This window comes from Bacillus sp. XT-4, assembly GCF_050864245.1.
Lineage (GTDB): Bacteria > Bacillota > Bacilli > Bacillales > Bacillaceae > Bacillus > Bacillus altitudinis.
In genome coordinates, this window is sequence record NZ_JBPAFI010000007.1 from 1 (window position 1) to 20,631 (window position 20,631).

Here is a 20,631-nt window from a genome sequence, read left to right on the forward strand (position 1 = left end):
AAGCTAATAAACATGTCCACATTTCCGGCGAGTTCTTTGTAGAAGCTTTTAATGTTATCGGCACCTTTTCCAGTGAAATCATCACCGAGATTCGCCACACCCTGTAGCGCTTTTTTTAAATCAACCATTTCTTCACGGAGTTCCTGATAGTGTTTTGCCCTTGTATCCATGGCACTGGTTAGTGCTTTTGCATCAAGTATCTTACCCAGAAAAATCCACTCCCTCCATTATTGATCATAAAGTCTATTTTACCTTTCTCATCGAATTGGAAAAATAGGCTTTAAGTTACAAAAATCCAGTCTGTATATTTTTATACAAAAGAAAACAAGTGACAATTGAAATGTTTTTCCTTGTTCAACAAAAAAGTCAGTCCCCCTAATTGGAGGACCGACTACCTGCTGTTTAGAAAAAGCGTTTGAGGCTTTTCTTGAGTGGAGGGATATCCAGCTCACCTTTTTCAAAGAATTTTTTCAATAAATATTTACTAAAGCCTGCTGCTTGTGTGTATGTGATTTTACCAGGTAACGGTGGTTCATTGGTCACCGCAACATCAATGATCACAGGTTTATCAGCTTGAAGTGCTTGATCAAAGGCTGGTGCTAGTTCTTCATGTGATGACACCGAGATTCCTTTACCGCCGCATGCCTCTGCAAATTTTGCAAAATCAATATCTTCCAGCTCTATACCATAGTTGATGTTGCCTTTTACCTGTTGTTCATATTCAATCATACCAAGGTTGTTGTTGTTTAAGATCACAACGACAATTGGCAGTTTATATTTTACCGCCGTCACAAAATCTTGCATCACCATTGTGAAGCCTCCATCACCACAGACAGCAATGGCTTGGCGGTTTGGTTCGTTTAATTTAGCTGATATTGCGCCAGGTAAACCACAGCCCATTGTGGCAAGCCAGCTGGAAATAATGAAATCCTGCTGTTTCATTTCGAAATGACGTGCCATCCATACCGTCACATTACCGACATCAACTGAAAGAATGGCATCATCATCTACCGCTTCTTCTAATCTAGCGATGACTTGCTGCGGTTTAAGCGGTGATGTGGCAATAGATTTTTCCTTATCCATTTCTTCTCGCCACTTCATCATATGCTCTGTACAAGCTTCAAGGAAACCGCGCTGCTCTTTATATTCAATATAAGAGGTTAGTTCATGAAGACCATTTTTACTGTCACTTACAATCCCCACTTCTACTGGATATCTTTTACCTATCTGATCCGGTTTGATATCCAATTGAATGGCAGGTGTGTCTTCTGGTAAGTAATCCCTATATGGGAAGGAGGTTCCAAGCATGATTAATAAATCGCACTCTTCCATCGCTTCATATGCAGGCTTCGTCCCGATCTGACCTAGGTTCCCTAAAAAGTATGGATGCCTGTCTGGAACAACACCTTTTGCAGGAAGTGTAATGACGATCGGTGCAGCTGCCTTTTCTGCAAACGAAAGAAGCTCTTCTTTTGCATTTCTTAATCCTTTTCCTGCTAAGATGACTGGCTTCTTCGCATTGTTAATGAGTTGAGCAGCCTTTAGCAGTTGATCTTTCTTGGGCCGCACGTCTCCCTCTACGTAAAGAGGAGATGTATAAACGGGACTCCGCTTAATTTTCTGAGAAAATAAATCATCTGAGACAGTGAGAACCGCCACCCCTTTATGGGTATAAGCAGCTTTGATGGCTTGATTCAATAAGTCAGGCAGAGCTTCTGCTGTTTGTACTTGCTGATTAAAGACAGCAACATCGTCAAACATCCGCTCTAATTTGATTTCTTGAAATGCATCTCTGCCTACTTCAGTTGAGGCAACCTGCCCTGCAATCGCTAATACAGGTGCACCATCCGCTTTTGCATCGTATAGTCCATTTAATAAGTGGACAGCACCTGGCCCAGCAATTGATAAACAAACACCAAGTTTGCCTGTTAGTTTCGCATCAGCTGCTGCTGAAAGTGCTGCCACTTCTTCATGTCTTGTTTGTATAAATTGAATTTTGCTTGATTCATGCCTTAGTTCTTCGATTAATTCGTTAATACTGTCGCCGGGCATTCCATAAATATGTTTCACGCCCCACTCTTCCAGTAGCGCTGTTACTTCTTTTCCTGCGGTTCTTTGCGGCATGTGAGAAAACTCCTTTTTTCTTACTCCATACCACCGCACCCTTTTGATCAAACGTTTCAACTTGCTCTTGCTACTTTTTAAAGTGATATGGAAGAGTGGCGACAACAATATCCCGTTTCCATAATAAACGGAATCTTAATAAGAAAGCAGATTGATTGTGCAAAATGGTGTGCCATCTTTTTTTCGGAATAAATTGAGGGACGAGCACCATCACTCTATATTGATGTGCATTTGCTTTCGCTTCAATCGTTTCAAGAAATTTATCAAGCGGGTGAATGAGACTTCGATAAGACGAATGTAAAATCACAAGACGCACATCACTATTCAGCTTTTCCCAATCAGCTTCAATTTTCTTGTCTTTCTCTTTATCAAACGATACATGAACCGCTATGACCTGGTCTGATAAGGATTTTGCATATTGCACAGATTGTTCGACGACACGTGTGACACCTGCTATTGGGACGATGACCACATTTCCTTTGATTTCGACAGGCTCGGTTTCATTCAATAAACGTAATTGTTCTCCAACAGACAGATAATGTTTCTTAATAGAATGAAAAATAAATAGAACAATTGGCATGAAAACAAATACTGGCCATACAAGATGGAACTTGGTCAAAATGAGAATCATGAAAACCGTAAATGAAATAAGTGCTCCCACAATATTGATAGGCATTTTCACTTTCCATCCCTGTGGTTTTTCACGAATCCACTTTACACACATACCTGTCTGAGACAAGGTAAATGGAATAAACACACCGACAGCATAAAGTGGAATGAGGTGTTCTGTTTTCCCATCAAATAGCCAAATGAGCAGCATAGAAGCTACACCTAAAAAGATAATGCCATTGGAATAACCGAGTCGATCTCCTCTCACTGTAAACATGCGCGGCATATATTTATCTTTTGCTAAGTTGACAGCCAATAATGGAAAAGCTGAAAAGCCTGTGTTTGCCGCTAATATTAAAATTAAAGCTGTGACAGCCTGAATGACATAGTAGAAAAATGTCCGTCCAAATGTGTCTGATGCAATTTGTGACACAACCGTTTCTTCTGGCTTTGGCGAGATGCCAAAACCAAACGCAAGCAATGTCACTCCTACAAATAGAACGGCCAGTAATCCCCCCATCATCAATAAAGTTCTCGCTGCATTTTGTGCAGCTGGTTTTTTAAAGGATGGAATTGTATTAGAAATCGCTTCAACACCAGTTAAAGCAGAACAGCCAGACGAAAATGCCTTTAATAAAAGAAATAACGTGATGCCTGATACATGTGTGCCAAATGCTGTATGTTCAGGTGCTGGCGGCACTTGCCCTGTTAATAGTTTAAACCCGCCCACTCCAATTAAAATGAGCAATGAAAAGACAAATAGGTACACAGGATAAGCCAAAATAGATGCCGACTCTGTCAGTCCACGAAGGTTTAACACCATAATCACTAGAACTAATACGATTGAGATCATGACATGATATGGATATAGAGCTGGAAAAGCCGATGTGATCGCATCGGTCCCAGCAGAAATGCTCACTGCTACGGTTAAAATGTAATCGACGAGTAATGATCCACCAGCAACCAGCCCTGGTTTTTCACCTAAGTTTCTGCTGGAGACGACATACGCCCCGCCGCCTTCTGGATAAGCATAAATAATCTGGCGGTAAGATAGAATTAACGCCATTAAAAGGATTAATACACAACCTGCAATCGGGAGTGAGTACCAAAACGCTGCCGCACTGACAACTGATAATACAATCAAGATTTGTTCTGTACCGTATGCGACTGACGACAATGCGTCTGATGACAATAATGCCAAAGCTTTGATTTTTGATAGTTTTTGTTCTCCTGCTGCCTGTGATTTTAATGGTTTACCAATTAAAATACGCTTCATCAAACTGTACATGTGTTGCCCGCTCCTTTAGTGTCAAACGATTTGAGTTACAAAATTTTGGATCGCCAAAAAGACACAGAGGCAATAGAATGCCCCTGTGCCTATTGTTTAGATCACAGGTTGGTCTTTGCTCTCTTTAACGCTTACGAGGTTAGCTGACGGATTCGGGCGCATGAGATTTTGCCCTACCTTAAAAGGATTCACCCCACGTGGTGTTTTATACCACCACAATTGGTTCCCCCGCTCATCGAAATGATTCAGCGATTGGTCTTTTATAAAAGAGATCATACTCCCGTTTGACACCAAAGTAAAGAGATTTTTTCAAGGTCTTTTGATCGTTTAGAACTCAGTCTTTTTACGGTTTTTTCGTACGAAATAGACAATCATCACAAGCACAAAAAGGATGAGTGCAGCGATACACGCAAAGTAAATCCAAGACTCGCTGCTGCTTTGTTTTTCACTTGTTTTCAGACTGCTCGATGTGCTGCTGACGGATTGATGATTAGAAAACACGCCTTTGTTTTTACTCTCTATTGCAACTGTTGCTTTTTCTGTATTTGTTTGAAGAAATTGCATCACTTCATTTGACACGTTAGCTTCAGCTGCAGTCATTCCTGAAAAGACTGTCATTATCTGTTCTTTATTCCAAACAGATGGCTGCGTCCATACAATTCGAGCCGTTGTTTCGTTGATCATGCCGAAAGAAGATACATCATACTGATCCTTTTTCACCGGAACAATGAGCTCAGCCACTTTTTCTTTCAGAAGAGAGAATGTTTGAATGCCTCCGATGAAAATGAGAGGGTGATTTTTCAATTGTTCATTTGTGACTTGAGAAGCTTTCATTAAATGATATTGAGCTACTTCTGGCTGACTAAAAGATTCCGTCAACATGGCCATTTGATTGATTGTTTCACGTTTGATTTGATCTGGTATGATGATCAATGTATTTTTCGAAGTGAACGGGAGCGGCCATGCGGCTAAATCTGGCTTTTCACTCATTGTTCCTTCTGGTATTTGAAGAGAGCTATTTTTGTCAATGAATATCCAGCCTTCTTCATCTGTATGTCTGCAGGATTCCATGTTTTTAAAACCACTTGTGACAAATTGCAAATCAATATATTCATTTTTTTGAAGTATCTTTGAATCTACTGGAATCGAGACATGATAGAATCCATTCGCATCTTTGTTGCCTAGTTTTGTTAATGGTACGTCGTGCGGTTCGTCATTGATCATAACAGTTAACCGTTCTGTTTTGCTTGCTGCTGTATCAGATTTTTTGAATGAAAGATTGAGCTTTGCACCTGATTTTTGGTTAGCCAGTAGCGCTTTCGGATAATAGTAGTGGTCGGATGCCGTCTTGTTGGTCCCAACCGTGACATCATCTCCGCCAAAATCTTTCAAACGAATCTTGTGAGATGGTTTAGACGTTTGAGCTGCAGTCTTTTGAATCAGTAAGTCCGTTCCAGTCAGTTGACCCGTTAATTCTGACTGAGTCAGAACATTGATTTTTTCAGCAATTGTCACAGGTTTTTCCGCTGTCACAAATAAAATGGGCTGTTCTGTTTTCTTTGCTGTCAAAGTTCTCATCGCTAATGTAAGATGACTGCTTTTCGTTTTAATTCCTGCACCTTGTTCAATCGTTTTCATCCGTCCATCCCAGCTTCCTTTAGCTCCCACAGCAATCGTTGGGTGCGTCACTTGCTTGATGTCCTTTTCTTGGATAAGTTTGATCTCTTTTTGGCGATCTTTGTTTTTCAACGTACGGTATACTTTGATGGCTGCTTCTAATTCAGCTCCATCCGGTGAATTAGGAATGACAATGTCTGTCTGTTCTTTCTGATCACCCGTTTGAATAAAAGGTGATGGAAAGTTGTCTAATGCGAGGTCTTTCTTTTGAATTCCTTTGAATACAAGTTCACTTTTAGGATACACTTTTAGCCAATTAGCAGGTGTCTCTTGGTTGATACACACGCCTTCTTTTAAGACACCATAAAATGCGACCTGAATGCGGTGAGTACCTTTTTTCAATTGTGCTTTGTTCAACTTGATTTGAATCGACTTCTTCTGGTTTTTCCCTGATACAGGGATGGTCTTTTCGATCTCTCCATCAATCATAACAGTGAATGAAGAAGGTGAAATCAATAATGGTGAAGCCTCTATATTTAACGTCAATGTGCTTGACTCTGTTTTTTCCTGATCCACTTGATAGGTAAATTCAGTGCGGTCTTCTTGTCCATATAAGGTCACTACGTCTTCTGATAGATGCTGCGTTTTTGTTTTGCTTTCTTTTGAAGGTTGAACCCAATCATCTTTGACTTGAACTCGGTTGGATTGCGCCATTGCTTGACCTGCCATGAAAAAAGGCTGGATCGCTAAGGATAATCCTAATATATAAATCAACCATTTTAACGATTTCAATATGTCACCCGCTTTTCTTTTGTTGTTGATTGTAACGCTCGGTTTTGTACCATTTCACTTCTTGTTTCAATAATCGGCTTTTCGCCTCTACACATAAGGAGTACACAACAAGCGCAATCCATACTTGGGAGTAGGTAAAGTACATGAGAATCACAATGAGAATGTTTTGTTTGGTCAGCTCTGTTTTCTCTATGCTTAACGTAATCATCACTTCTGTTAAAAAGAGGAAGAAGGCTAAGCCCCATAGAATGAGTGCCACAGCTCCCACAGATAAGTGAAGATCAACGAATAAGTTTACGATAAAAATGCCATTGGAGAGCAGTACACCAAAGAAAAATAAGAAATACGTAAAGAAAAAATAAAATAAATCGAAAATCATTCGTTTTCGTTTTAATTTCATAAACTGCCTTAAAAATTTAAGCACAACATATTGGTTGCCTCTAGCCCAGCGTGTTCTCTGCCGCCACCAGACTTTCCATGTTTCAGGCTCTTGTTCCCATGTAATCGCAGCAGGAAAGAACCGAATCACATAGCCCAGGTTATACACACGAATCGTTAATTCAGTGTCTTCAGCTAGTGCATGGACATCCCAGCCGCCAAGCTCTTCTAAAATGTGCCGGCGGATCGCAAAGTTGGTGCCTGGTATTGTCGCAATGCCAAACCATTTCCATCTCCCGCCTTGCGCCATCCACTGGAAGCAGATCGTTTCTATGTTAATGAATTTTGTCAGGAGGTTTTTGGCTGCATTGATGACCCTGAATTTCCCGACAACAGCACCTGCTTTAGGATCATTCAATAATCCAAGAACCAAATGGTAGACGGCTTTCTTTTCAGGCATATTATCTGCATCGTATACACAAATAACGTCTCCTGTCGAAGCCTTCAAGCCTTCATTCAGTGCAGTAGATTTCCCCTTCCCTGCAAATGGCGGCTTTGTTTCAATTATATGGACATGATCGTATTGCTCACTAAATGATTGCACAATCTCCCCTGTACAATCAGAGGAATTGTCATTAATCACAATGATTTCAAGAAGGTGTTTGGGATAGGATAACTGGACCATGGCTTTTAGCGTCTGCCGAATGACCACTTCTTCATTATGTGCTGGAATGAGAATGCTGACGGTCGGCAGATCTTTCCCTTGTTTCGTCCATTTAGGCAGCACTTTTTCGTAAGTTAAATAGTGCTGAAAGCCTCCCTGCATCAGAAACATATGATATAGGAGCATGATCCAAATCAGTATTAATGATAGGTAAAATAAGATATCAGCCACCTGATTTTCTCTCCTTAAAGATCCGTTTTTTCATCGTCAGCCTTAAATACAATGTGTAAAAAGCAAATGCCACAATAAAGAGCAGCACCACCATTGTGAGCATTCGAAGCATATTTTCCATCCCGCTTCGTTTGTTTGTTTTTGGTTCAGCTATATTGGATTGCTCTATTTGAATATGTCCATTTCCTGTTGTTTTGATCTGGACATGCGGGGTTTCAACAGTCTGTTTTGTTTTCTTTAAATCTAGCCATTCACTAGAAGGGATCGCATCCATTTGTGTGATTAACTCTTGCAGCCCATCTATCCCCGCTTCCACATCATAGGACAGCCCAATGGCGGCGGATTGGATATGCTGCATGGATTGAATTGTCTGCTCAGCCAGTATGTTTGCACCTTCTTGGCCAGACGCTGTATCTATAGACTGTTCAGGATATAAAGTCATGCCATGAAGCATGGCGGGTGTCGACAAAAATGGTGATGCACTACTTGTTTTCCATGTACGGTCTGAGAGCTGCACCTGTCCAAATAGACTGGACACATGGCGGGAAATCACTTCATAGCCTTGCAGGGATATGGCGTCATTCGGCACTTCAAATGCAAGTGGATATAACCCCTGCTGCGTGAGCAGTTCAATGCCTTTTGTCAGCTTTTCTTCTGTATAGATGGCTTCTTGATGTTGATTGGATTTGATATACACATTAAAATCTTTTTCATTCGGAAAAAAGCTTTTGTTCAGCTGCTGATCAGCTTTCTCTGGTTCATTTGACGTAACGGGCTGATCGTACTTTACATCCCAAAATTCAAAGCCTTTACCCGACTCCTGCATTCGATACGTACGGCTAAACCCATGAAGAACGACACTAGCTCCATTGCTTTGCAATTGTTTTAACACGTGGACAAGTTTAGGTCGGTCACTCAGCGTCACTTCATCCCCTGTTGCTGGATCAATCCATATAGGGGTCACCGCCAGCAGAAAAGGGATATGGCGAGCTGTTACGTATCGTCCAAGTTCAAGTAACTTCTTCTCATCCGTGACGGGGTTAATCTTCCCAAGCTGTAAGTACTTTGTCTTCGTCTGACTAGAAGCCGGCAGGAGACTTTCAAGCACCTCTGCAAGTAGCTTGTCGTGCTGAAGGATATTTAGCATTCCGACATATGCCGCACCTTCTTTTGTTTGAATCACAAATGGCTGTTCAGCTTGATTTTTCTTCAATAAGAATTTACGTTGCAGATCTGTCCCTTGAACCGTCTGAGCTGTGATTCCTCTCTCTAGCTGACGGTATTCTTGATCATCAGTATCTTTGATTTGACTGATGTGATCTTGTTTGTGAAAAGTAAGCTTCGAGAATGGACGAAGCTGTTCCGCATTGTATCCTATTGCGATTAAACGTTTTGATTCGTTTATGAGACGTACGGTTTGTGCTTTCAACGTTCTCTTTTCTTCACCTATATAGATAACTTGCTGAAAGTCATTGAGGTTCTTTTCAGTTATTTGTTCATCAGATAAAATGGTCGTTCGTGTGGAAAAATGCCCCACAAGTACATCAAGCATATGAACAGTTGGAGTTGCCTCACCTGATTGTGTGGAATAGACGATGAGGGTCCTGAACTCTTTCTCAAGTGCACCAGCTGATGTACTGTCTTTGATCGAAAGCATAGAGAAAAGAACGAATAACAAACAACATTTCGTCAAAACATTAAAGTTCATTCATCATCATCTCGTTTTCTAGTTCTTCTAAAAATTGCTCTGGTGTCCGATAATCCGAGCTGCTTGTTAAATGACAGACATGAAAAGTTAAGGTCACTTCACGACCATTTAGCAGGACATGCGTTTGCAGTTTATCCTTTAGCTTTTCAAGAACGATCGAGACGTTTTCTGCAGGTGTGTGAGTGAGCAGCAGCCCGATTCGTTCTTCGGATAATCGAAATTTCTTATCGGTTTCTCTCACACTTTCGCGAATCTTCATACTGAGTTGCTGGAAAAGATGCTGCATTTCTTTTTCCCCATATAATGTTTTGAATTCCGCTGAGTAGTGCATATGAAGAAGGATAAAGACGAATGGCTGTTTGTATCGTTCTGCTCGTTTCATTTCCTCAGACAACTCGAGCCTCATCCGCTCTGCATTGTCAAATCCTGTGGTTGAGTCAATCGCTACAAATTGTTTGATGGCCCTCTTTTGTTGGTCAATGGTGTGACGCATCGTTTTTATTCGCTCATGCACGTTTCCAGCAGAAATAGCAAAAAAGAGAAGCGCCACGCCCCATATCACGACATCTTGCAACGTTTGATTAGAAAAGAGTGAATTTGTGTGACCGAGCTCTGTAAAGAACATCCCGCTTCCTATAAAGAACAAAATCAACAAAGTAAAAACCAATGCTGGCAAAATACCAAATAAAATGCCGCATCCTATCACGACAAATGTGAGTGTGATGATCATGACACTCTCCGCATCACGTCCATTCAAGTAGCCCATAAATAAAATGAGTCCCGCAAACGTGAGGAGCAGCGTATAATACGTGCGATAGGTGTTACTGAATAACCTTTTCATTTAGAAGCTCCCTTTCTGCAATTAGAGGCAATAAATTATCAAATGAGTGTGTATCTTTTTCGTTCATATAGCCTCCGTAATAAGGCTTGAGAGGATCTTGGATTTGCAGCTCTTTCATTCGGTGATAGACGTCTTTTGCAAAATCATCTTCTCCTTGTTTGAGTGCATATAAGATCACCAGTGCATAGACTGAAGGCGATTCATACGTCACTGCTGGCTGTAATGTGCTCAGTTTATATCGTCCATACAGTTTTCCTTCCTTTTGGAAGTTGGCTTTCAGCCATTTCATGATGACTGATGTATCAACCTGTGCACGTTCGGCATAAAAAGCCGTATAAAGCTGGTCGATCAAGTTGATTTCATGATCAAATGAGTAGACTTTCTTCGCTATGTCATAGGATTTTGGAAAAAATCCTTTTTGTCTCGGTGCATTTTGTAGAATGGCCAATTGGTTGTTCATCATTTGTTCTGTGAATAGGTGGAGGGATACTAGTTCTTTGATTGCTTTTGGGTCAAGATATGAGAGTGTGATTGTATGTGAAGTTTGCTTTGTCGATGCATCATAATAGTCGGTCAACATACCCTTGAACATGTTTTTGTCTTTTAACGCTTTTGCGATTTTTTTGGCTGTGGTTTGATACACTGACTTCTGCCACAATTGATCTGCTTTTTGAAGCGCTGTTACTACACGTAAGTCATCAACTAAAGCATTGACTTTGCTTTTTTGATGAGATTCGATTTGCCAGCTAAGAAGATCATGTTCCAGTAAGAATTGAGTGCGCAGGACGTCTACTTGTTGATCAAAAGATGTTTGATCTTTTTTTCTAACAAGATAATCCATCCAAAGTCCGAGCGATTCTGATAAGTAAGTAGGCTGTTCCGCAAGCGAGGTTCGAATCATACCTTGGTCTGTCATTAAGTGGTGAGTCATAAAGTACTCTCCTGACAATACTGGCTTTGCAGGTTCTGGTTGAGCTGAATGTTGCTGCTGTTTCCAGGTACATCCGCCTAGTAGAATGACAATGAGTATAGCGATAGCTGTACGATATATGGGTGTATCCATTCGTGTCCCCTTTCAATCCTTGTTCTCTCTAAGCATCTAACGATTTATTATAGAGCGTTTCTGTTTAAATGAAAATAAATATTTTATGCCAAATTACGAGTCTTTTCGCTTACATATTCCCATTTACAGAAAAACAACATGTCAAAATACTCGAACAAACAAAAAACCCATGCGAATTCACATGGGTTTTTACACAACTATTGATCTAATTTTAGTTTCTTCAATTGTTCTGCAAGTGCGTTATTGATCGGTTCTTCCACTTTCTTTTGTTTTTTCATATATTTAGACACATCGTGCTTACTGGCTCGTTTTTGATTGGATTGGGATTTGCGTTTTTCGAAAACAGACAGTTTCTCTCTATGACCACAAACACAGGCAAATATTTTGCCATCGCCTTCCCCGCGCAGCTCAAGCTTTTTATGACAGTTCGGGCAGCGTGCATTTGTTTTCTTTGCCACATTTTTTCGATGTCCGCATTCTCTATCCTGACAAACAAGCATGGTGCCGTTTTTCCCGTTCACTTTTAACATGAGTTTTCCGCAGTCAGGACAATGTGTACCTGTCATGTTGTCATGCTTAAAGGTTTGGTTCGTTTGTTTGATTTCAGATACGGCTTGTTTTGCATATGACTTCATTTCACTCATGAATTGAGAAGCTTTCAATTGGCCTTTCGCAATTTTAGAAAGCTTTTGTTCCCATTCCGCTGTTAACGCAGGTGACTTTAAATCTTCAGGTACTAAAGAAAGAAGCTGCTTCCCTTTCGATGTGATGAAGATGTCTTTGCCTTTTTTCTCAATTAAGAAGCTGTTAAACAGTTTCTCAATGATATCAGCTCTTGTGGCCACTGTCCCCAATCCACCCGTTTCGCCAAGGGTTTTCACTAAGTCTTTTTCCTTGTTCTCCATAAATGCAGACGGGTTCTCCATGGCAGATAAAAGGGTCGCTTCGTTAAAACGAGCAGGAGGTTTCGTTTCGCCTTTTGTCTCTTTTAATTGGCGTACGTCAAGTGACTGCCCCTCTGTTAATGCCGGCAAGTGCTGATCTGCTTCGGCTGATTCCTCGTCTTCATAGGAATCATCGTACATAGCTTTCCAACCGGCTGATTGCACAATTTTCCCTTTCGCTGTGAATGTCTCACTGCCGATCTTGGCGATCACTGTTGTTTCCTCATATTCAAAGGGGGTCATCAGTACAGCGAGGAATCGCTTGGCAATCAGGTCATATAATTTACGCTCTTTATCGCTTAATGCACCTGGATACAGCTCTTCCTCGGTTGGAATGATCGCATGGTGATCTGACACTTTGGCATCGTTGACGAAGCCTTTATGTGCTTTAATGCCTGATTGTAAAATGCGATTCACATGCTGCGCGTAAGGTCTAACGTTCATTCCTTTGAGTCGATCTTTTAATGTAGGCACGATATCTGCCGAAATGAAACGTGAATCTGTACGCGGGTATGTGACGAGCTTATGCTGCTCATACAGACGCTGAAGTGTAGACAGTGTTTCTTTTGCTGAAAAACCGTAGCGTTTATGGGCATCACGTTGCAATTCTGTCAGGTCATACAATCCTGGAGCAAAGGATTTTTTCGCTGTTTTTTTCAGTGCATCAATCACTGCAGGTTTTCCTTTACAGGCTGCCAAGCGCTCCTTCACTACATCCTCTTGGAATGTACGGTTTTGTTTGGTCTTTGCATCCTGCCAAGTCAGCGTCAGTCCGTCTACTTGTGCAGTCAGCCCAAAGAACGGCTTCGGCTGGAATTGCTGAATGTCTTCCTCTCGCTTGGCGATCATAGCAATCGTTGGCGTTTGCACACGTCCACAGGATAACTGCGCATTGAACTTCGTTGTCAGCGCTCTTGTTGCGTTGATTCCTACAATCCAGTCGGCCTCTGCACGTGCAACCGCCGAGCGATACAAGTTATCATACTCTCTGCCGTCTTTTAATCGTTTGAACCCTTCTTGAATGGCTTTGTCTGTAACAGACGAAATCCATAGACGTTTTAGAGGCTTTTTCACATGTGCTTTTTCAAGAATCCACCTTGCCACAAGCTCCCCTTCACGTCCAGCATCTGTTGCGATGACAATGTCTTTCACATCTTTTCTCGCCAGCTGCGCTTTGACCGCTTGGAACTGTTTTCCTGTCTTTTTCATCACGACAAGCTTGAGTGGTTCTGGAATAATTGGTAAATCCTCTAGACGCCAGGATTGAAATTCTTTCCCGTAGCCTTCTGGATCAGCCAGTGTCACCAAGTGACCAAGCGCCCACGTGACAATGTATTGATCTCCTTCTAAGAAACCATTTCCTTTTTTATGACACTTCAGTACACGTGCAAGGTCACGTCCTACCGAAGGTTTCTCTGCTAATACAACTGTTTTTGACACTAGATTTCACATCTCTTTCTTCTATCCATCCTTTTATTATAGCAGACGTGGAGATGCGGTTCTAATGACGGATTATTTCTTCAATCGTTTAATGATTTCGTTTGTGACCTCTTGTGTTTGATAAGCTCCGCCGATATCTGCCGTTAAAAAGCCGTCTGCTGTGACAGATTCAATCGTATCGAGAAGGTGTGTGCCTAATTCTTCCTCTCCGAAATGATCAAGCATGAGTTTAGCGGTCCAGATTTGTCCGATAGGGTTTGCGATCCCTTTTCCAGCGATATCTGGTGCTGATCCATGTACTGGCTCAAACATGGATGGATATTTACCATTTACATTGATATTGGCTGCTGGTGCGACGCCAATACTACCCATTATGGCGGCACCAAGATCCGTCAAAATGTCACCAAATAAATTGCTGGCTACGATGACATCGAATTTCTCTGGTCTTGTGACAAAGAAGGCTGAGAGCGCATCAATGTGCTGAGAATCTGCCGCCACCTTAGGGTAGTCCTTTTTGACGTCTTGAAACACTTCATCCCAAAATGGCATGGTATGCACGATGCCGTTTGACTTTGTTGCACTTGTTACATGCTTTCGTCTCTTTTCTGCTAATTGAAAAGCAAAACGCATCGCACGTTCTGTCCCTTTTCTAGAGAAGACGGCATTTTGAATCGCAAGCTGATCCTCCCCTTGATAAATCCGACCCCCAATTTCACTATATTCGCCTTCTCCATTTTCTCTTACAACTAGTAGATCAAAATCTTTTGGCTGAGCAAGCGGAGAACGGATGCCCTTTAGCTGTTTTGCCGGTCTTACGTTAATCACCTGTTCAAATTCCCGTCTAATTTTAATGAGCAGTCCCCAAAGCGAGATATGATCAGGCACTAAGTTGGCATCACCGACAGCCCCTAAGAAAATACTGTCAAAGGCTTTCAGTTGTTCCAATCCATCCTTTGGCATCATTTCGCCATGCTCTAAATAGTATTCGCAGCTCCACGGAAAATCCTGAAAAGAAAAAGTCAGACCGCCATGCACCTCTGATATCGCTTTCAAAACACGTACTGCTTCTGGTACAACTTCTTTTCCTACCCCATCACCAGGTATCGTCGCAATCGAAAAGTGTTTCATTGTATTCTCCCCCTTATGAATGGTCGACCGTCGACCGATTAAGTTGAGTTTACTAAAGAGTTCATGTTCTTTCAATAAACAAAAAGACGCTTTTTGATCAAAGCGCCTTTTTGTTCTGCAACTGTAATGGGACTGACTGTTTTTTTCTACCTGCTCCTTTTTTATCTGAAAGAAGCAATCCTCCCAAAGTCAGAGCTGTTCCGAGCAGTGACATGAAGGTCAATCTCTCATGGAGAACGATCATTGAAATGACCATCGTGATGATTGGAACGCCATAAATGTAGATACTCGATTTCACCACACCGATCGTCTTCACGGAAAAGCTCCATGTCAGAAAACAAATAGCAGATGCAAAGACGCCTAAAAACAGCAAGTGGAAGGCAAACGATGGATTCGTCAACCGCTCCCAGTCTAAACGAATCTTAAAATGCCAGATCAGTGGAATCATCCATAACAGCCCGTAAAAGAAGACACGTCTTGTCACCTGAATAATATGGTAGCCATATTGATTGATCATTTTCGATAAAATGGAATAAAATGCCCAGACAATGGTAGCCATAAATGCTAAAGCATCGCCGAGTGGATTCAATTGGAATGTCGTCATCCCGTTCAAGCTAATCAGCACAATTCCCGTCATCGCAATGAAAAAACCGATAAAAAACCGGCTATGTAGCGGCTCATCTTTTAATAAAAAATAAGACAATAGAAAAGAGAAAAATGGGACAACGGAGCTGATAACACCTGCATTCGAAGCAAACGTATAGGTAAGTGCAACATTTTCTAAAAAATAGTATAAGACCACACCGCATAACCCTGCGAGCGCAAACATCCCTTCATGCTTTCTATGCTGCACCTTCATGGTGACTGGATAAATGATCATCAGGGCAAGGTACCCAAGGAAAAAACGAAAAAATAAAATCTCTGTTGGAGAAAAAGCCGTTAATAATATTTTGGTTGATATAAAAGTAGATCCCCATAAAAAAATGGTGAGCATGGCTGCTAGATGACCAAGAAGTTGTTTATTTTTCATTTTGCTATTACCTGCTTTGAAAAAATTGCTGATACTGCCCTGGCGTGAGCCCAATAAATTCTGAAAAGAAATGACTCAAATGACTTTGATCAGAAAATCCAGCGGAGGCAGCCGCATCTACAGGCTTCACTCCTTGGGCGAGAAGCTCCTTCGCAAAGTTCACTCTGACTGTCTGTAAATAACGATACGGCGTGATGCCTCTAAACTTTGTAAAAGCACGCAGCAATGAATATTTGTTCATGGACACAAGCTCGCCTAAGTCATCTAACGATATATTTTCCGTGAGGTGTGTTTCGATATATTGCTGTACGTCTCGGACTTTTTGTTCGTTGGCACGTGTGGCTGATGCTTTTTCCTCTGAGGTATCAGCATAGGCTTCAATCAATTGTTTCATAAAGAAATAGAAGGTTTCCTGTTTATTCAAAGCAGGAGCTTCTTCTGTGATCATTTGATGTAGATCATATAATGGCTTTGTTAGTTCACTTTGTGAAAACACAGGGGCTTTAAAATGCGGTTTGTGCTGAAAGACCTTCTCTAGCACACCTGCTTCAATATTTAAGCAGCGATAATCGAGTGTCCTGTGATCAATTTGTTCACATGCGTGATTATCATACGGATTAAAAAGAAGGATATCACCTTTTTCAATGATGTATTCTTGATTTTGGCAGACCAAACGTCTTTGACCGTCTTCAATAAACCCAATCACATAATATGTATGAAAATGATTCGGGAACTTTTGCATGATGCCATGAAAGCGATATGCCTCTATTTGTAAGTCTTGATCAAAATGTACAGTTCGTTCCTCTTGTGTGTTCATGTCGATCCCTCTTTTCGCTGAACTGATCATAAGTGTAGCACACCCCTTTTCTCTTGGATTGTACGATATTGACTTTTTGATGCAGGCTTGCCTAGAGGGAAAAACTTGGATAACATGAGACAAAAGATGATGTATAAAAGAGGGAATGATGGCATGAATTCATTCGAGATGGAAAGACCAACACCGTATCACATGCAATTTTATGAACAGCTGAAGCAAATGATATTTAACGGGCAGTTCCAGCCAGGAGAGCGCATCAATGAAACACAGCTTGCCAAACAATTTGGCGTAAGCCGTTCACCAGTGAGAGAAGCCATGCGGCTTTTAGAAAAGGACGAACTTTTAATCGCTGATCCTAAATCAGGCTATTCCGTCTATACGTTAACAGAGCGGGATGTCGAGGAACTCTATCAAGTTCGAATGGCTTTAGAAACGCTTGCCGTTAAGCTTGCCTGCAAAGAAGCCACAGATAGAGAGATAGATGACATTGAACAGGTGCTCACGAAGGCAGACGAAGCAATCAAACAGCAGCTGCCATCTCAGGATATCGTTCAGTTACACGAAGCGTTTCATCAAACAATCATACAAGCCAGTCACAATCACCGTTTATCTAAACAATTAAATCACGTGAATGCGCTCATTCATTATTGCCGCATCTTTCATTTTAGCGGCGGGCCTCGGGCCGAGACGATTCAAAAAGAGCATACGGCCATTTTCACTCAAATAAAAGAACGCCGGGCTGCAGCAGCCGTTCAGGCGATGACAGACCACCTCATACATGATGTGGCGCATTTAAAGCAAGTACTCTCTGAAACAACCGAAAAGTAACGCGTGTCATTTCCCATTTTTTAAGCATTCGATGAACATATTTTGAATTTTTCGTAGATTATCGCATGTCCAGACGATCTTTCGTTTATATTAGAAGATGAGAAACTAGCTTTTATACAGGAGGATTTGTATATGCATACAAGTATCAGCCGTCTGAGACAGGCGGGTTTTATTGAGGGTATGTCTCTTTTAACCCTTCTTTTAATTGCCATGCCTCTAAAATATTTTGCGGATATTCCGATGGCGGTCACCATTGTGGGCTCTCTTCATGGCGCATTGTTTGTGATCTATATGCTCATTTTGGCATATGTGACATTTAAAGTTCGCTGGCATTTGAAATGGTCCATCGCCGGATTCTTTGCGGCATTCATTCCTTTCGGCAACTTCGCCTATGATAAGGTGCTTCGCCAGTATGATACAAAAGCTTAATCAAAAGGGCTAAAACGACATTCGTTTTAGCCCTTTTTCTACACGCTGAAATATTTTTTAAATCGATGCATACTTCACAATGGCTGCTTGACGTGTCATTTCGTGATATGCCACCCATAATTCATCACCTGGCAGTACGCTAGTGATCGGATCGATTGGCTGGTTCACTTCATACATCACGCCTTCTCTCTCAATCTGAATGATCGCTAACGGCTGGTTGCCGATGACACCGGAAAATGTGACATGGGTCACTTTTGCACTTCCTTGTTTCTCTTGCATAAGACTGATTTCTTTATCTAGCTCTTCTTGTTTTGTCTGCATCGTGATTTGAGTTCCTGGCGCGACCTCCATATGATCAGGGATGAATTGGCTGACCGTTTTTGTGATGGATTGATCTCCGCTAGAAACCGTCACATCCAGCATAATAGGCTTCTGATCATGAATTGTGACTGGATATTGCTTCACCCGTTGGATCGTTCCTGTTAATGTCACGTCTTTCCCCGAACGATTCCGCACTTCATGGCCATAGGCTGCCATTTTCAACTGACCGCTGATGTCAACGAGATCGGCTTTTTCTCCTGTTCTAAACTCAAAACCAGCGGCTTGAATCATCGGAATGGTATACCTTTTCTGATCTGCTTCAAATGTAAGCGATAAGACGGTGCCTCGTCCTACGGTTCCATATGATTCTATGTTTCTTAAAATAGCGCCTTTGATGAACTTTGGCTCGCTTGGCTGCGAGAAGTCACCCTCTTTTAAGAGCATCGCTTTTTTCTTTTTCGGATTGTAGAGAATGGCGATACGCTGACCCGGTTGCGGTATCTGAGTATAGGATACAACCGTTTTAACCGCCTTCTCGATATTTTCCCCATCATATTGAAATTGAAGCTGCATGTTGACCAGCGGCTGTTCATTGATGTAGGTACCCGTTTCTTTGACAGATACAATATTGGCTTCTAATGTGACACTGTCTTTTATCTTGTTCTTTCTCACCAGTCTCAAAATCGGCGGCAGGAAGATCGCTAGCACAAATAACAGCAGTGGGATAAAGAGCCATATCGCCCAGTTGAGAATGAGTGGTCCGCCCTTCATGACATATTGTATAAAGGTGTCAACAGACGTTTGGTGGGCTGGACTGGCATTTTCGATTGAGATGACCTTTTGCAAAGGAAATTCCTTTAGCTGTTTGCTTTTCGTCTCAAATGCCCCCGTTAATTGGTTGCCAAGTGAATAATAGAGCCAATTGCTCTTCACATTTTTATGAAAAGAGAGATCTTCTTTTTGTAAAGATTCATATGACAACGACTGAGACAGCTTGCTGGCAGACGTCGCCTTATTCGTGCGATGATTATAAATATAACCAGTCAGCTTGCCTTTTGCTTCGTCCCTTGCTGTAGAGCCTAAAAGAAGAACTTCTTCTTCATTCAGCTGGTAGATAAAGGTTTGGTACATCGGTTTTGGTGTTGGGACGACTTCCCCAAGCCTTCCCTCTGCATCCACTTTCCTTGGTCTTTTTGGATAGTTGGATTCGACAGCGACAGCAACGTTTTGTGATGATCCGATCGTTTTTTTCAGTTGCTGCACGACTTTATCTTCAATGAGGCTAAACGGTTCAGCACTTTTGGAGACATAGACCCCAAGCTGATGCTTCTCGTTTGAGATTCCGCTGACATACGCCTTCTGGTCATTTTTCAAAGTCAATTCAAACATAGGGAATGGGGTCTGCCCTCTAAAAGAATTCATGACGACATCGATGGAAACAGGTCTTGCTGGTAGCTTCAGCTCGTTGAGATTGTGGACATGAAACTGACCATTCTTTAGCTCACCGAGGACCGCAGCAGCGCCTTCCTTTTCTCCTGTAAACAAGAGTCGTCCATTCCATTGATATGTATTCGTTTTTAAAAATGAGGGAATCTGTAAGTTTTGCTTGACGAGTTCTTTCTTTGCTCCGCTTGGAGACAGTTTTTCGATCAACAGCTGCTCGTCTTTATTTTTTAAAGCAAGTAAGAGATGGTTCCCTTGAATAGATGGCAGCATTTCATTAAACGTATCGCTTTCCGTGGTCCATTCACTGATTCTTTTTCCTGATTGAGGATCATACATTGCAAAATGGAGCTGCTGGTTTTTTGATACAGCACTCACTACTCGTTTTCCTTCATCGAATGTAAATATTTGTTTGACGTCATATTGCGTCGCTTTCCCTGCTGACAAATCATCTTGGTAATGGTTCCACACCAAGACACTAAGAATGATTGCTGGAATAAAGAAGACAATATACCTGAGGAAAATCACTGGTATTCTTTTCACTTGATCGCTTCCTTTCATGGAGTTCCTTTTTCTTATACGTCAGTGCAGCGAGAATGTTTCATGCTAGAAGAATACCATTCCAACTTTCTAAATCCATATTTTACATATTTGATTGTTTACGATAAAATCCAATCAGATTCAAAAAAAAGGATGTTATCTCAATGGATAAGCTATCATCGATCATTCTAGCGGCTTGGCTGCGTGTTCCCCGTTGGTTCAAGCAAGGGGTGCTCGTATCTATTACCATTTTCTTTTTTTATATGTGCTTTGTAAAGGGGCTGACTAGCTGGTACACCTTGCCGCCTGTCACTTTGCTCGCTTGCGCCATTTGTTCCTTTTTCATCTGGATGGTGTGGCTAAACAGTCAAAAAAATAAGTAAAAAGGAGAATTTC

16 protein-coding genes and 1 riboswitch are annotated in these 20,631 nt (G+C 41.5%); of the genes, 3 read left to right on the forward strand and 13 right to left on the reverse strand.

Translation table 11 applies throughout. The annotated features are described in order from the left end of the window. The 12 genes from ACRRMM_RS16315 to ACRRMM_RS16370 all read right to left on the reverse strand — a co-directional run. Nucleotides 1–209 (reverse strand): T7SS effector LXG polymorphic toxin (locus tag ACRRMM_RS16315; RefSeq protein WP_432450917.1); only part of this gene is annotated, 209 nt, incomplete at its 3' end. Nucleotides 210–402: 193 nt separating this feature from the next. Continuing rightward, nucleotides 403–2,124: a pyruvate oxidase gene (locus ACRRMM_RS16320; RefSeq protein ID WP_224559245.1), complete on the reverse strand. Its 1,722-nt coding sequence runs from the start codon at nt 2,122–2,124 to the stop codon at nt 403–405. A 70-nt stretch (nt 2,125–2,194) separates the two neighbouring features. Continuing rightward, a complete protein-coding gene (locus ACRRMM_RS16325; RefSeq protein WP_007498061.1) occupies nt 2,195–4,021 on the reverse strand; it encodes an APC family permease in 1,827 nt (608 codons plus the stop codon). A 113-nt stretch (nt 4,022–4,134) separates the two neighbouring features. Next, nucleotides 4,135–4,282: riboswitch (cyclic di-AMP (ydaO/yuaA leader) on the reverse strand. Between the two features lie 66 nt (nt 4,283–4,348). After that, nucleotides 4,349–6,430, reverse strand: coding sequence for a cellulose biosynthesis cyclic di-GMP-binding regulatory protein BcsB (locus ACRRMM_RS16330; protein WP_428828784.1), 2,082 nt, complete (start codon nt 6,428–6,430; stop codon nt 4,349–4,351). A 4-nt stretch (nt 6,431–6,434) separates the two neighbouring features. Continuing rightward, on the reverse strand, nt 6,435–7,658 hold the full coding sequence (locus ACRRMM_RS16335) for a glycosyltransferase family 2 protein (RefSeq protein WP_428828968.1): 1,224 nt from the start codon (nt 7,656–7,658) through the stop codon (nt 6,435–6,437). Nucleotides 7,659–7,695: 37 nt separating this feature from the next. Further along, a complete protein-coding gene (locus tag ACRRMM_RS16340; protein ID WP_076822721.1) occupies nt 7,696–9,411 on the reverse strand; it encodes a DUF2334 domain-containing protein in 1,716 nt (571 codons plus the stop codon). Then, nucleotides 9,401–10,252, reverse strand: a complete 852-nt coding sequence (locus ACRRMM_RS16345) for a GGDEF domain-containing protein (RefSeq protein WP_025206779.1) — start codon at nt 10,250–10,252, stop codon at nt 9,401–9,403. The genes ACRRMM_RS16340 and ACRRMM_RS16345 overlap by 11 nt, the downstream gene beginning before the upstream one ends. Then, entirely contained in the window at nt 10,233–11,315 is a 1,083-nt protein-coding gene (locus tag ACRRMM_RS16350; RefSeq protein WP_202733949.1) for a glycosyl hydrolase family 8, read from the reverse strand. Before ACRRMM_RS16350 ends, ACRRMM_RS16345 begins: the two co-directional genes overlap by 20 nt. A gap of 197 nt (nt 11,316–11,512) precedes the next feature. Then, a complete protein-coding gene (locus ACRRMM_RS16355) occupies nt 11,513–13,699 on the reverse strand; it encodes a DNA topoisomerase III (protein WP_202733950.1) in 2,187 nt (728 codons plus the stop codon). Between the two features lie 72 nt (nt 13,700–13,771). Further along, nucleotides 13,772–14,827, reverse strand: a complete 1,056-nt coding sequence (locus ACRRMM_RS16360) for a tartrate dehydrogenase (protein WP_017366640.1) — start codon at nt 14,825–14,827, stop codon at nt 13,772–13,774. A gap of 97 nt (nt 14,828–14,924) precedes the next feature. After that, nucleotides 14,925–15,857: a DMT family transporter gene (locus ACRRMM_RS16365; protein WP_008347149.1), complete on the reverse strand. Its 933-nt coding sequence runs from the start codon at nt 15,855–15,857 to the stop codon at nt 14,925–14,927. Nucleotides 15,858–15,864: 7 nt separating this feature from the next. Then, the gene (locus ACRRMM_RS16370) at nt 15,865–16,674 is read right to left on the reverse strand and encodes an AraC family ligand binding domain-containing protein (RefSeq protein WP_234922812.1); all 810 of its coding nucleotides are present in this window, start codon (nt 16,672–16,674) and stop codon (nt 15,865–15,867) included. Between the two features lie 153 nt (nt 16,675–16,827). Here ACRRMM_RS16370 and ACRRMM_RS16375 point away from each other — a divergent pair, with 153 nt between their 5' ends. Then, nucleotides 16,828–17,502 carry a GntR family transcriptional regulator gene (locus tag ACRRMM_RS16375; protein ID WP_202733952.1) on the forward strand — a complete coding sequence of 225 codons (675 nt, stop codon included), beginning with the start codon at nt 16,828–16,830 and terminating at the stop codon, nt 17,500–17,502. A 132-nt stretch (nt 17,503–17,634) separates the two neighbouring features. Further along, nucleotides 17,635–17,931 carry a DUF3817 domain-containing protein gene (locus ACRRMM_RS16380; RefSeq protein ID WP_008347156.1) on the forward strand — a complete coding sequence of 99 codons (297 nt, stop codon included), beginning with the start codon at nt 17,635–17,637 and terminating at the stop codon, nt 17,929–17,931. Nucleotides 17,932–17,988: 57 nt separating this feature from the next. Here the strand turns inward: ACRRMM_RS16380 and ACRRMM_RS16385 are convergent, their stop codons facing one another. Further along, a complete protein-coding gene (locus ACRRMM_RS16385; protein ID WP_428828783.1) occupies nt 17,989–20,238 on the reverse strand; it encodes a hypothetical protein in 2,250 nt (749 codons plus the stop codon). A 161-nt stretch (nt 20,239–20,399) separates the two neighbouring features. Here ACRRMM_RS16385 and ACRRMM_RS16390 point away from each other — a divergent pair, with 161 nt between their 5' ends. Beyond that, a complete protein-coding gene (locus ACRRMM_RS16390; protein WP_024720228.1) occupies nt 20,400–20,618 on the forward strand; it encodes a hypothetical protein in 219 nt (72 codons plus the stop codon). Nucleotides 20,619–20,631 lie beyond the last annotated feature (13 nt).